This is a genomic window from Streptomyces sp. NPDC088910, from assembly GCF_044749865.1.
In the GTDB taxonomy this organism is placed as follows: Bacteria; Actinomycetota; Actinomycetes; order Streptomycetales; family Streptomycetaceae; genus Actinacidiphila.
Genome location: NZ_JBIVIV010000014.1, coordinates 203,594 through 215,469 on the forward strand (window position 1 = coordinate 203,594; position 11,876 = coordinate 215,469).

Genomic DNA, 11,876 nt, shown 5'->3' on the forward strand with positions numbered 1-11,876 from the left:
GTGTCGCATTATAGGAATCCGACAGATCGGATATAGCGGACAGCTCATATGACTTTGATGAAACGTCACATCCCTGCTGCGGCAAGGGAATTGCCATCCGGTCGAGCGGTTTTCCCGCAGCCCGCGTTTGACCGCGGGAGCGGGCACTTCCGAGTGAATGCGCGCACTATTGCGCGACGGTGATCCGTACGTATCCGTCCGGCTTGACGGTCGCGGAACCCTGCGCGCCGCCCGCTTTCTGCTTCTGCCAGCCCTTGCCGGACTGCGCCGCGGCCCACTTCCGGCCGCCGAAGGTCACCTGCTCGACCTTCAGGTCCTGCGCGTGCGCCACCGCCCACTGCGCCAGCTCCCAGCCGCGCCGGGTGCCGTCGCCCTCCGCCGCGCCGCCCGCGGGCCTGGCGGGCACCGCGACCGTACGCGGCTCGTCGGCCGCCACCGGCTTCACCTGGCTGCCGAACTCTCGCGTCAGCCTGGCCGTGACCTGCGACGTACTGCCCAGCTTGCCGCCCGCGCTGAAGGGCGTGTCCGAGCCCGTCGTACAGCTCAGCGCGCCCGCCTTGCGGCCGTACAGCGCCGCCGACAGCAGCGTCGCGTCCGCCTCGTGCTTCGCGTACGCCTGGGGGAAGCCGCTCTTCTGCACGCGCTGCGCCGCCACGGTCAGCGGCAGCCGCGAATAGCCCTCGATCTTCACCAGGCCGTCGAAGAAGGCGTTCGTCGAGTACACCGGGTCCTGGACCTGCTGCGCGGTGCCCCAGCCCTGCGAGGGGCGCTGCTGGAACAGTCCGAGCGAATCCCGGTCGCCGTGATCGAGATTGTCCAGCCGTGACTCCTGCAACGCCGTGGCCAGGGCTATGGTGAGCGCCCTTTCCGGCAGCCCGCGCGAGGTGGCCACGGCGGCGATCGTCGTCGCGTTCGCCGCCTGCGACGGGCTCATGTCCAGCGTGTCGCCGTCCGCCGTCACTGTGCAGTCCGCGCTTTCCGGCGCTTTGTTCTCCTCCGCGGCGCGGTAGAGGCCATAGGTGGCGAGCCCCAGCAACACCACGGCCGCTGTGGCGATCTTGCGGCCCCGGCGCTTGCGCTTGGGGGGCTTCTGAGGGGGGGAGCTGGGCACGCGCCGAGCGTACCGAAGGCGGCGGGTCCCGAATGACCTACGACGGCGCCGTCTTCGGCTTTCTCCTCCGTGCGCGTGAACGGGGCAGGCGGCCGGGGCCTTCGGGGCATCCGGGCCCGAGGCCCTACGCTCGGCGTATGCGCAGCGAACTCGACCTCAGCCAGGATGCCGCTCGGCTCACCGCCCAACTCGTGGACGTGCCGTCCGTGAGCCAGCAGGAGAAGGCGCTGGCGGATCTGGTGGAGGAGGCGCTGCGGGGGCTGCCGCACCTGACGGTGGACCGGGACGGCGACGCGGTGGTGGCGCGGACCCGGCTCGGGCGCGCCGAGCGGGTGGTGCTCGCGGGCCACATCGACACCGTGCCGATCGCGGACAACCTGCCGTCGCGGCTGGACGAGAACGGGCTGCTGTGGGGCTGCGGCACCTCGGACATGAAGGCGGGCGTGGCGGTGCAGCTGCGGCTGGCGGCGACCCTGACCGCGCCGAACCGCGACCTGACCTACGTCTTCTACGACGCCGAGGAGATCGCGGCCGAGTTCAACGGACTCAAGCGGCTGGTCGAGCGGCACCCCGAGTGGCTGGCCGGGGACTTCGCGGTGCTGATGGAGCCGACCGACGGCAAGGTCGAGGGCGGCTGCCAGGGCACCCTGCGGATCCGGGTCGAGACCACCGGCCGCCGGGCGCACTCGGCGCGGAGCTGGCTCGGGGACAACGCCATCCACAAGGCCGCGCCGATCCTGGACCGGCTCGCCGTGTACGAGCCCCGCCGGGTCGTCATCGACGGCCTGGAGTACCGCGAGGGGCTGAACGCGGTGCGGGTCGAGGGCGGCCACGCGGGCAATGTGATCCCCGACTCCTGCGCGGTGACCGTCAACTTCCGCTTCGCGCCCGACCGGAGCGAGGCCGAGGCGCTCGCGCACGCCGAGGAGGTCTTCGACGGCTTCACCGTGGTGCTCACCGACAGCGCGCCGGGCGCGCTGCCCGGCCTCGCGCACCCGGCCGCCGCCGCCTTCGTCCGCGCCATCGGCACCGAACCCGCCCCCAAGGACGCCTGGACCGACGTGGCCCGCTTCTCCGCGCTCGGCGTGCCCGCGGTGAACTACGGCCCCGGCGACCCCAAGCTCGCCCACGCCCGCGAGGAGCACGTGGCGGTCGCCGCCGTGCTGGAGGCCGAGGAGCGGCTGCGCGGCTGGCTCACCGACTGACCGGGCCCGATCCCGCGGCCCCGGCGACCGCCCCGCCTCACTCGTCCGACTGATCCGGCGAAAGGCGGAGCAACCGAACAGGGGTGCCCATCGGTCTTCCCTCGCGGCATGGTGTGATCGGAGCCGTAGGGATCGGTTGGGGGAAGAGGCGTGTCGTGGGACTGACCAGCAGAGGATTCGCCGTACTGCTCCTCGTCGTCGCGGTGGCCGCGGTGGCGGGCGCGGTGCTGCTCTGGCCGCGGGTACGGGGCCCGCGGCCGGTACGGGTCGTCGCCCGCGTCGGGATGATCGTGCTCTGTCAGGTCACCGCGATCTTCGTGGTGATGGTCACGGTCAACAACGACTACGGCTTCTACGCGTCCTGGGACGACCTGCTCGGCAACGCCAACAGCGGCGGCAAGTCCGTCGCGGGCCCCACCGCCACGCCCACCCCCACCAAGCCCGACTACCGGGTCAAATTCGCCTCGTACTCCCAAGGCTTCGAGAAGGCCACCGTGCGCGGCTGGAAGTCCGGGACGAAGGGCGACGTCATCGTCTGGACGCCGCCGCAGTACAAGAAGAAGGAGTTCGCGCACACCCGCTTCCCCGTCATAGAGGTCCTGCACGGCATCCCCGGCACCCCGCACAGCTTCCTGCGCGGCATGCGGCTCGGCCAGATCATGCAGGACGAGATCACCGCCGGCCGCGCCGAGCCCGCGATACTCGTGCTGCCCACCATCACCCCGGACCGGGCCAACACCGGCTGCGCCGACGTGCCGGGCAAGAGCAAGGTCGGCACCTGGCTCACCGACGACGTGGCGCAGACGATCGCGCACAATTTCCGTACGCTCCCGGCGCCGCGCGGCTGGGCCGTGATGGGCATATCCACCGGCGGCTACTGCGCGGTGCGGATGGCGCTCGAGCACCCCGACCGGTTCGTGGCCGCCGCCGCGATGGCCCCGGACAATCCGGCCGAGTCCGCCCGCGGTGTCCGCTCGCCGCTGTGGCTGGCCCAGAACACCCGCCCCGACGTGCACATCCTCATCGAGTCCAGCAAGCAGGACCCGGAGAGCCCGCCGAAATTCGGCGACTGGATCACCGCCGCCGTCCGGCCGCCCACCTCGGTCAGCACGCTGCGGATCGACCGCGGCGGGCACAACTGGAAGACCTGGGGCGGAATGTTCCCCGCGGCCTTCACCTGGGTCAGCGCCCGCCTCGAAGCGCCCCGGGCGGTCCCATTGGCGCCGTCCGCCGCACCATGATGCGTACGCTTCCCGTATGACTGACTCACACACGGGAGCGGCCGGGCAGAGTCCGGACGCGCAGGAGGCGGCTGCCGCGGCCAACGAGGCGGCGGAGACCGTGCTGACCGGCAAGGGCTGGCCGGAACGGCACACGGGCCCTGTCGTACGGCGGCGCGGCCAGGTGCAGGCGGGGACCACCGATCAGCGGTTGCTGGACAGTCGAGGAGAGTCGGACTGGGTGCACGGCGACCCGTGGCGTGTGATGCGGATCCAGTCGGAATTCGTCGAGGGCTTCGGCGCCCTGGCCGAACTCGGCCCCGCCGTCAGCGTCTTCGGCTCCGCCCGCACCCCGGTGGACTCCCGTGAGTACGCGGCGGGCGTACGGATCGGCCGCGCCCTGACCGAGGCCGGTTTCGCCGTCATCACCGGCGGCGGCCCCGGCGCGATGGAGGCCGCCAACAAGGGCGCGCTCGAAGCGGGCGGCATCTCGGTCGGCCTCGGCATCGAGCTGCCCTTCGAGCAGGGCCTCAACTCCTATGTCGACATCGGCGTGAACTTCCGCTACTTCTTTGTCCGAAAGACGATGTTTGTGAAGTACGCGCGGGGATTCGTCGTGCTCCCCGGCGGCTTCGGCACCCTCGACGAACTCTTCGAGGCGCTCACCCTCGTCCAGACCAAGAAGGTCACCCGTTTTCCGATCGTGCTCTTCGGTACCGAGTACTGGGGCGGCCTGGTCTCCTGGATCCGCTCCACGCTCGTCGCGGGCGGCAAGGCGTCCGAGGCCGACCTGGAGCTGTTCCACGTCACGGACGACGTGGACGAGGCCGTGGCGCGGGTGACGAAGGAGAGCGCCTAGGGCCTCGCAGGGCCCCTGGCCCCCGCCTCGCAGACCCCTGGCCCCCGCCCAGCGGGCCCCTAGGCCAGGCCCCTGCGGGCCACGGCGGGCGGGCGGTGGCCCGCGATCGAGGCCACCATCTCCAGCACCTGACGGGTCTCGGCGACCTCGTGGACGCGGTACACCCGCGCCCCGAGCCACGCCGACACCGCCGTGGTGGCCAGCGTGCCGATCAGCCGCTCCTTGACCGGCCGGTCGAGCGTCTCCCCGACGAAGTCCTTGTTCGACAGGGAGACCAGCACCGGCCACCCCGTCGCCGTCATCTCCGGCAGCCGCCGGGTCGCCTCCAGCGAGTGCCGGGTGTTCTTGCCGAAGTCGTGACCCGGGTCGATCAGAATCCCGTCACGCGGCACGCCCAGCGCCGCCGCCCGCTCGGCCAGCCCCACCGTCACCCGCAGGATGTCGGCCATCACGTCCTCGTACCCCACCCGGTGCGGCCGGGTCCGCGGCTGGGCGCCGCCCGCGTGCGTGCACACCAGCCCCACGCCGTACCGCGCCGCGACCTCCGCCAGCCGCGGGTCCACCCCGCCCCACGCGTCGTTCAGCAGGTCGGCGCCCGCCTCGCACACCGCCTCGCCGACCTCGTGCCGCCAGGTGTCCACGCTGATCACCACATCCGGGTGGCGGCGGCGCACCTCCGCCACGAAGGCGACCGTGCGGCGGATCTCCTCCGCCGCCGAGACCTCCTCGCCGGGGCCCGCCTTCACCCCGCCGATGTCGATGATCGCCGCGCCCTCCGCGACGGCGCCCGCGACCCGCTCCAGCGCGGGTTCGTCGGTGAAGGTGGCGCCCTGGTCGTAGAACGAGTCCGGCGTACGGTTCACGATCGCCATGATCACCGGCTCCCGCTCGCCGAATTCGCGGGTCCCCAACCGAAGTGCCACTGCCGCTCCTCATCTCAGACTCATGCGATCGTGGCACGATCGTGCCTGACACGTAGGCCGGACCCCGGGAGATCGAGTTGTTCTGGTTCATGCTCATCGCGCTGGTCGCGGTGGTCGCCGCCGTCGCGATGGCCGTACTCGGTGACGGCGGCACCCTGCGGGACTCCGAACCCGACCGGATCGACGACCGGCTGCCCGCCGACCGCCCGCTCATCAGGTCCGACATCGACGCCGTCCGGCTGCCGATCGCCGTACGCGGCTACCGCATGCTCGACGTCGACGAGGTGCTGGACCGGCTCGGGGCGGAACTCGCCGAGCGGGACGCCAGGATCGCCGACCTGGAGGCCGTGCTGGCCGGGGCGCGGGCCGACGCGGTCGGCGCCCCCGTGACGCCGTCCCTGGACAAGGACGAGACGCCGCGGGACGACACCGGTGAGTGACGCGATCGTCGGGCCCGACGGACTCGCGCGCTGCCCCTGGGGGCTGTCCGCGCCGGATTACGTGGCCTACCACGACACCGAGTGGGGGCGGCCCGTGCACGGGGACGACGCCCTGTTCGAGCGGACCTGCCTGGAGGCGTTCCAGTCCGGGCTGTCCTGGATCACGATCCTCCGTCGCCGCGAGGGGTTCAGGGCCGCCTTCGACGGCTTCAAGATCGACGCGGTCGCGGGCTTCACGCCGCAGGACGAGGCGCGGCTGCTGCTCGATCCCGGGATCATCCGCAACCGGGCGAAGATCGCCGCCTCCGTCGCCAACGCGCGGGCCGCGCAGGTCCTGCGCGACAGCTACGACGGCGGGCTCGACGCCCTCATCTGGTCCTTCGCGCCCGACCCCGCGACCCGCCCGGCGCCGCGCCGCCTCGCCGACGTGCCCGCCACCACCCCCGAGTCGGTGGCTCTCGCCAAGGCGCTCAAATCCCACGGCTTCCGCTTCGTCGGCCCCACCACCGCCTACGCCCTGATGCAGGCCTGCGGCCTGGTCAACGACCACCTCGCCGACTGCTCCGCCCGCTAGGGCCGGTCCGGACGGGCCGGAGGTCGCGCCGCACCCGCGCCCCCTTCGGCCCGTCCGGCGATCGAGGACCGGCCGGAGCGGCGACGGGCGTCCCGCGTCAGCGGCCCACGTAGCGCGGGGGCTGCTTGGCCACGAAGGCGTTGACCGCGATGCGGTGGTCCTCGGCGGCTCCGGCCAGGGTCTGGAGCTCGTCCTCCTTGGCGAGGGTGGAGAGCAGGGAGTGGGCGGCCCCGTGGGCGAGGGACGCCTTGATGGCGGCGTAGGCGACGGTCGGCCCCTCGGCCAGCCGCCGGGCCACGGCGACGGCCTCGGCGGGAAGATCCGCGGCGGGCACGACCCGGTTGGCGATCCCGAGGTCGTACGCCTCCGCGGCCCCCACCGAGCGCGGGAAGAGCAGGAGATCCGAGGCCCGGCTGTGCCCGACCAGCCGCGGCAGCGTCCACGACACACCCGAGTCCGCGCTGAGCGCCACCCCGGCGAAGGACGTGTTGAAGGCGGCGGTGTCCGCCACGATCCGGTAGTCCGCGGCGAAGGCGAACCCGGCCCCGGCGCCCGCGGCGACCCCGTTCACCCCCGCCACCACCGGCTTGGGCATCGTCGCGATCGCGGTGACGATCGGGTTGTAGTGCTCGGCCACCGTCGTGAGCCCGCCGCCCGCCGCCAGCGTCGCCAGATGCTCCTTGAGGTCCTGTCCGACGCAGAAGGCCCGCCCGGTCGCGGTGAGCAGCACCGCCCGCACCGCGGTGTCGTCGGCCGCTTCCCGCAAGGCGTCCCGCAGGGTGTTCTTCGTGTCCGTGTCGAGCGCGTTCATCGCCTCGGGACGGTTGAAGGTGACGGTCGCGAGCCCGTCGCTCACCTCGTACAGAACGCTGTCGGCCATGGCTGAACCCCTTCGTCGCGGCATCGGTCCTGGCCAGAATGCCGGACTTCACGGCACCCCGACATGTGACGTACGTCAAACGTCCGACCGAACCGATACCCTTCGGGAACCCGGTCGATCACTGTCCACTCGCCGAATTGGCCGGTTTTGGGGAGGGCCCATGCTGAACGTAGTGCGACCGATGTTGGTCATCGGGTCGATAGATGCGGGATAATGGCCGAGAACCAATGTGTTCGAGTCCGAGCTGGTTTCAGGAAGGGGAACGAGCATGGCGGCCATGAAGCCGCGGACGGGTGACGGCCCGCTCGAGGTGACCAAGGAGGGGCGGAGCATCATCATGCGCGTTCCGCTTGAGGGCGGCGGGCGGCTTGTTGTCGAGCTGACCCCGGACGAGGCGGATGCCCTCGGCGACGCGTTGAAGAAGGCCATCGCCTGAGACCAGCGGTCCCATAAATCGTCGCGGCCCCGCACACGGAATGTCGTGTACGGGGCCGCCGTCGTTTTCCTGCGCGCGCCGCCGCGTCACTTCCGGCGCACCGCGCACAGCAGACCGTCGTCGGTCGGCAGCAGGACGGGGGAGAGCCGGGGGCTGTCCCGGACCGCGCGCATCAGCTCGCGCAGCCGCACCGACTCGGCGTCCTGGTGGGCGGCGTCCAGCGCGCGCCCGCGGGCGAAGGCGCCCTCGAAGCAGACCAGGCCGCCGATCCGCAGCAGCCGCAGCGCCTCGTCGAGGTAGTCCAGGTACTCCAGCCGGTCGGCGTCGCAGAAGACCAGGTCGTAGCCGCCGTCGGTGAGCCGGGGGAGCACGTCCAGGGCCAGGCCGGGGATGACGCGGGAGCGGTTGGCGGCGAAACCGGCCTCGCGGTACGCCTCGCGCGCGAGCTGAAGGCGGTCCGGCTCGGTGTCGACGGTGGTCAGGATGCCGTCGGGGCGCATGCCGCGCAGCAGGTGGATGCCGGAGACCCCGGTGCCGGTGCCGATCTCGACGACGGACTTCGCGTCCCCCGTGGCGGCCAGCAGCCGCAGGGCCGCACCGGTGCCGGGCGAGACGGGCCGCAGACCGGCCGCGTGGGACCGGGCGCGGGCGCGTATGAGGGCGTCGTCCTCGGCGACGAACGCGTCGGCGAACGCCCAGCTCGCCTGCCGGTTGCCGGTAATGTCCCTCTCCCTGTCCCCGGGTCGATCCCTGTCGTAGGTGCAGCCCGCCCGGCGACTGTATCCGCTGGGGGCGGGAACCCGCTGATGGGACTGTGCGTTATCCGTAAGGACGGCTACCGGCGGGAGAAGGCCCCGGCTCTCCCCGCCGAGTGGAAGTCCTGGGAAGTCAATGGCAACAGCGCACTTATCCGGAGCTAACGGGCGAGGTGGATATGGTAGGGGCTCTACTGGACACCACCAGAGCCGACAGGGGAGGTGCGGCTGCGGCCGGTGACAAGGGAGGAACGCTCAGGCGTATTCTCCGGTCCGCCGGACAGCCGAAATCCGTGACCAACACTGCTGATGACCGTTCACGCGAAAACACTCCCGCGACCGCGACGTTCGCCACCGACGGGGACGCTCAGGCGTGGACGCCTCCCTCTTGGGAGGAGATCGTCAGTACCCACAGTGCCCGGGTGTACCGGCTGGCGTACCGCCTGACCGGCAACCAGCACGATGCGGAGGACCTCACCCAAGAGGTCTTCGTGCGGGTCTTCCGTTCCCTGTCCACCTACACGCCCGGCACGTTCGAGGGCTGGCTGCACCGCATCACGACCAATCTCTTCCTGGACATGGTGCGCCGCCGCCAGCGGATCCGCTTCGACGCCCTCGGGGACGACGCGGCCGAGCGGCTGCCCAGCCGCGAGCCGTCCCCCGCGCAGCACTTCAACGACACGCACTTCGACGCGGACGTCCAGCAGGCGCTGGACACCCTCGCCCCGGAGTTCCGCGCCGCCGTGGTGCTCTGCGACATCGAGGGACTGTCGTACGAGGAGATCGCCGCGACGCTGGGTGTGAAGCTGGGCACGGTGCGGAGCAGGATTCACCGTGGCCGCTCCCACCTGCGCAAGGCTCTGGAACACCGGGCGCCCGGCGCCCGGCCGGCTCCCGCGCTCGCTGCCGCCACACAGAAACCTGGCCAGGAGGGCGGGAGAACGTGAGCAGTAGCGGTTCAGGCGAACAACGTGCAGCGCCTGCCGAGCAGCACCTTGGCGACCGGCTCGCCGCATTTGTCGACGGCGAGCTCGGCGACGACACCCGGGACCGGGTGCTCGCCCATCTGGTGACCTGTCCGCAGTGCAAAGCCGCTGCCAGCGAGCAGCGGCGTCTCAAGAGCGTCGTGGCGGCCTCCGAGCAGCCGATGCTCTCCGCCGGGCTGCTGGCCCGGCTCCAGGGCCTTCCCGGCCTACCACCGACCGGCGACGGGACCGAGGACGCCGACCGTACGCGTGACTGGCGCGACCGGGACGACGAGGGCCACGGCCCCGGCGCCGCCGGCGGGCGGGACCAGGAGCGGCGCGGCCCCTTCGACGGCGGCCTGCTCGGCTCCGGCGTGTTCGGCGGCGGCGGTTCACGGCGCCGCGAGGAGTTCTCGTACCTCACACCGGGCCGCGACCTCGTGCCCGGCGGCTCCGGCGGTCGCGGTTTCCGCATCCATGAGCTGACCCGCGCCGCCGCGGCCGACGGGCGCCCCGAGGACCGGGAGCAGCCGGAGGCCCCCGCGCACAGCGGCTCCGGCACCGCGGCCTCCCGCGGCAGGCGGTTCGCCTTCGCCGCCGCGGGCGCCTTCTCGATGGCGGCCATCGCCCTGGGCAGCGCCCTGCCCATGGAAGCCGCGGTCGACGGCGGCGCCCGCCCCGACGACGGCCCCGCGGTCAGCCCGCTCAGCGCCAACTCCGTGCCGGACACCCGCGGGGTCACCCCGCGCGGCGTGCTCGACGCCGGGGACCGGCGCATGCTCCGCGCGCCCGCCGCGGTCACCTCGGTGACACCCGTTTCGGTGACCCGGCCGCTGATGGCGCCCGGCGCCCTGCCGCTCGTGACGCCCGCCGCTTCCCCCGTGTCGCCCGGCCCCCAGGCCCCCGCGATACGGCGCTGACCGGCCACCGGCCGGTCTCCGGCCGGTCACCGGAGCGGGCTCGGGGGCTGACCCTTTACCCCCTGGCGACGTACTGTTAGCCGGAGCCACTCCCGCACCGCCCGCGTGGACAGGTACCGTAAAGTCCGCCGGACCCTGCCTTCCCGGCTGTGGACGTCCCAAGGAGCTGCAAGGTGTTCTTCGACATAGGCCCGCTGGAGCTGGTCGCGATCGTGGTCCTTGCCGTCCTCGTCTTCGGCCCCGACAAGCTGCCGAAGGTCATCCAGGACACCATGAACTTCATCCGGAAGGTCAGGGAGTTCTCGGACAGCGCCAAGGAAGACATCCGGCGGGAGCTGGGTCCGGAGTTCAAGGACTTCGAGTTCGAGGACCTCAATCCGAAGACGTTCATCAAGAAGAATCTGATGAGCGACAGCGACATGGACGAGCTGGGCCTCAAGGACATCCGCAACGGCTTCGACTTCCGCAAGGAGATGGCCGAGGTCACCGACGCGGTCAACGGGGTGGAGCCCGCCTCCGCCGCCAACGGCTCGTCCGGCGCGGCCGGTTCGTCCTCCGGCGTGCCGGGACCGACCTCCGGCGGCGGCTCCTCGGCCACCCCCGACAGGCTCCGCAAGAAGGACGGCCTGGAGCCCGGCGAGGCTCCGCCGTTCGATTCCGACGCGACCTGAGTCAACCAGATCACGCCTTTTCACCCCTCCAGGTGGCTATTGTCCGTGTGTTCGCCGTCACCGTGAGCCGGTTCGGCTCCCGAACCCACCCAGGGTCGGGCAAGATGGCGAGTCGCCCAGATGGGCACGGAGGAGGCGTAACACCGCATGGAGACGAAGACCGGCAGTGCTCGTGGGACGGTCGACGGCTACTTGATGGCCGACTTCCCTTGGTACGGGCTGGACGAGGCGTTCACCGGACGGCGCTGGCTGGGCACGGTCGGCGTGAGCGGGGACGGCACGGTCGAGCACGGCTCAATAGGGCATGGTGACGAGCCTTCGCTGAAGGCGGCTCCGGCGGACGCGGAAGGGCTGCGGTTCACCGCGGTCGTCACCCTCGCCAACCGCCCCGGACGGCGCAGCTCCGACGGCACCGGCGTACTGGAGGCGACCTCGGTCTCCTCCGCGGCCTGGCTCGCCGGGTCCGGGCTGCTGTCCTGCACCTGGCCCACCACCATGGACCGGGCCCTGCGCCAGGACTGGCTCGACCAGCAGACCGCCACCGCGTGGGAACTCGCCGACGACCTGGCGGGCAGCGGCTGGTCGACGCTGACCCTTCCGGTCGACGGCGACCCGACGCCGTTCCACTACCGCGAGTCCGAGTACGGCTGGGTCATGGCGGGCTCGGCCCGCGGTGTCCACCTCGGCGCGTACGGCCGCGGCATGAGCGCGTACGGCCTCGGACTGGCCGTGGTCAAGGACGTGACCCTGTACGAGGTCTGAGGCGCCCTCAGGGCGCTTCCAGGCACCTTTGCGGCGCTCCGCGGACGGCGGGGGGGGGGGGGGGGGCCCCCCCCCCCCCCCCCCCCCCCCCGGCCCCCCGGCCCCCCCCCCCCCCCCCCCCCCCCCGCCGCCGCCAAATTTTGGGGGGGGGGTGC

Annotated in this window: 14 protein-coding genes; 10 read left to right on the forward strand and 4 right to left on the reverse strand. The window is 72.1% G+C overall.

All coding sequences use genetic code 11. From position 1 onward, the window contains the following. Positions 1-166: 166 nt before the first annotated feature. Positions 167-1,111 carry a heavy metal transporter gene (locus ACIP4Z_RS29110; protein WP_401313078.1) on the reverse strand — a complete coding sequence of 315 codons (945 nt, stop codon included), beginning with the start codon at positions 1,109-1,111 and terminating at the stop codon, positions 167-169. Between the two features lie 137 nt (positions 1,112-1,248). Between ACIP4Z_RS29110 and dapE the strand changes: the two genes are divergently transcribed. The 3 genes from dapE (at position 1,249) to ACIP4Z_RS29125 (ending at position 4,395) form a co-directional block, all read left to right on the forward strand. Continuing rightward, on the forward strand, positions 1,249-2,316 hold the full coding sequence (gene dapE, locus ACIP4Z_RS29115; RefSeq protein ID WP_401313081.1) for a succinyl-diaminopimelate desuccinylase: 1,068 nt from the start codon (positions 1,249-1,251) through the stop codon (positions 2,314-2,316). Between the two features lie 155 nt (positions 2,317-2,471). Then, positions 2,472-3,557 (forward strand): alpha/beta fold hydrolase, encoded by a 1,086-nt coding sequence (locus ACIP4Z_RS29120; RefSeq protein ID WP_391161650.1) that lies wholly within the window; start codon positions 2,472-2,474, stop codon positions 3,555-3,557. Between the two features lie 16 nt (positions 3,558-3,573). Beyond that, the gene (locus tag ACIP4Z_RS29125; protein ID WP_391127380.1) at positions 3,574-4,395 is read left to right on the forward strand and encodes a TIGR00730 family Rossman fold protein; all 822 of its coding nucleotides are present in this window, start codon (positions 3,574-3,576) and stop codon (positions 4,393-4,395) included. A gap of 59 nt (positions 4,396-4,454) precedes the next feature. On the opposite strand, the gene folP is transcribed toward ACIP4Z_RS29125, so the two are convergent. Then, a complete protein-coding gene (gene folP, locus ACIP4Z_RS29130; RefSeq protein WP_355348347.1) occupies positions 4,455-5,267 on the reverse strand; it encodes a dihydropteroate synthase in 813 nt (270 codons plus the stop codon). A 128-nt stretch (positions 5,268-5,395) separates the two neighbouring features. Between folP and ACIP4Z_RS29135 the strand changes: the two genes are divergently transcribed. After that, positions 5,396-5,758: a DivIVA domain-containing protein gene (locus tag ACIP4Z_RS29135; protein ID WP_391161649.1), complete on the forward strand. Its 363-nt coding sequence runs from the start codon at positions 5,396-5,398 to the stop codon at positions 5,756-5,758. Continuing rightward, complete coding sequence (locus ACIP4Z_RS29140; RefSeq protein ID WP_401313084.1) at positions 5,751-6,332, forward strand: DNA-3-methyladenine glycosylase I; 582 nt, start codon at positions 5,751-5,753, stop codon at positions 6,330-6,332. Before ACIP4Z_RS29135 ends, ACIP4Z_RS29140 begins: the two co-directional genes overlap by 8 nt. Positions 6,333-6,429: 97 nt before the next feature. Here the strand turns inward: ACIP4Z_RS29140 and ACIP4Z_RS29145 are convergent, their stop codons facing one another. Next, complete coding sequence (locus tag ACIP4Z_RS29145) at positions 6,430-7,212, reverse strand: enoyl-CoA hydratase-related protein (protein WP_355348187.1); 783 nt, start codon at positions 7,210-7,212, stop codon at positions 6,430-6,432. A gap of 268 nt (positions 7,213-7,480) precedes the next feature. On the opposite strand from ACIP4Z_RS29145, the gene ACIP4Z_RS29150 reads away from it, so the two are divergent. Continuing rightward, positions 7,481-7,648 (forward strand): DUF3117 domain-containing protein, encoded by a 168-nt coding sequence (locus ACIP4Z_RS29150; RefSeq protein ID WP_069464762.1) that lies wholly within the window; start codon positions 7,481-7,483, stop codon positions 7,646-7,648. 86 nt (positions 7,649-7,734) lie between these two features. Here the strand turns inward: ACIP4Z_RS29150 and ACIP4Z_RS29155 are convergent, their stop codons facing one another. Then, positions 7,735-8,370 (reverse strand): O-methyltransferase, encoded by a 636-nt coding sequence (locus ACIP4Z_RS29155; protein ID WP_355348344.1) that lies wholly within the window; start codon positions 8,368-8,370, stop codon positions 7,735-7,737. Between the two features lie 212 nt (positions 8,371-8,582). On the opposite strand from ACIP4Z_RS29155, the gene sigE reads away from it, so the two are divergent. The 4 genes from sigE (at position 8,583) to ACIP4Z_RS29175 (ending at position 11,721) form a co-directional block, all read left to right on the forward strand. Continuing rightward, positions 8,583-9,350, forward strand: a complete 768-nt coding sequence (gene sigE / locus ACIP4Z_RS29160; protein WP_355348341.1) for an RNA polymerase sigma factor SigE — start codon at positions 8,583-8,585, stop codon at positions 9,348-9,350. Continuing rightward, positions 9,347-10,288, forward strand: coding sequence for a zf-HC2 domain-containing protein (locus ACIP4Z_RS29165; RefSeq protein WP_355348183.1), 942 nt, complete (start codon positions 9,347-9,349; stop codon positions 10,286-10,288). Before sigE ends, ACIP4Z_RS29165 begins: the two co-directional genes overlap by 4 nt. A gap of 173 nt (positions 10,289-10,461) precedes the next feature. Further along, positions 10,462-10,959, forward strand: coding sequence for a sec-independent translocase (locus tag ACIP4Z_RS29170; protein ID WP_355348180.1), 498 nt, complete (start codon positions 10,462-10,464; stop codon positions 10,957-10,959). A gap of 147 nt (positions 10,960-11,106) precedes the next feature. Further along, positions 11,107-11,721, forward strand: coding sequence for a hypothetical protein (locus ACIP4Z_RS29175; protein WP_355348177.1), 615 nt, complete (start codon positions 11,107-11,109; stop codon positions 11,719-11,721). Positions 11,722-11,876: the final 155 nt, after the last annotated feature.

Coding starts and splice junctions, on each gene's coding strand:
- ACIP4Z_RS29125 (WP_391127380.1), top strand. CDS start 3,574: ATGACTGACTCACACACGGGAGCGGCCGGGCAGAGTCCGGACGCGCAG.
- ACIP4Z_RS29175 (WP_355348177.1), top strand. CDS start 11,107: ATGGAGACGAAGACCGGCAGTGCTCGTGGGACGGTCGACGGCTACTTG.
- sigE (WP_355348341.1), top strand. CDS start 8,583: ATGGTAGGGGCTCTACTGGACACCACCAGAGCCGACAGGGGAGGTGCG.
- ACIP4Z_RS29145 (WP_355348187.1), bottom strand. CDS start 7,212: ATGGCCGACAGCGTTCTGTACGAGGTGAGCGACGGGCTCGCGACCGTC.
- ACIP4Z_RS29150 (WP_069464762.1), top strand. CDS start 7,481: ATGGCGGCCATGAAGCCGCGGACGGGTGACGGCCCGCTCGAGGTGACC.
- dapE (WP_401313081.1), top strand. CDS start 1,249: ATGCGCAGCGAACTCGACCTCAGCCAGGATGCCGCTCGGCTCACCGCC.
- folP (WP_355348347.1), bottom strand. CDS start 5,267: ATGGCGATCGTGAACCGTACGCCGGACTCGTTCTACGACCAGGGCGCC.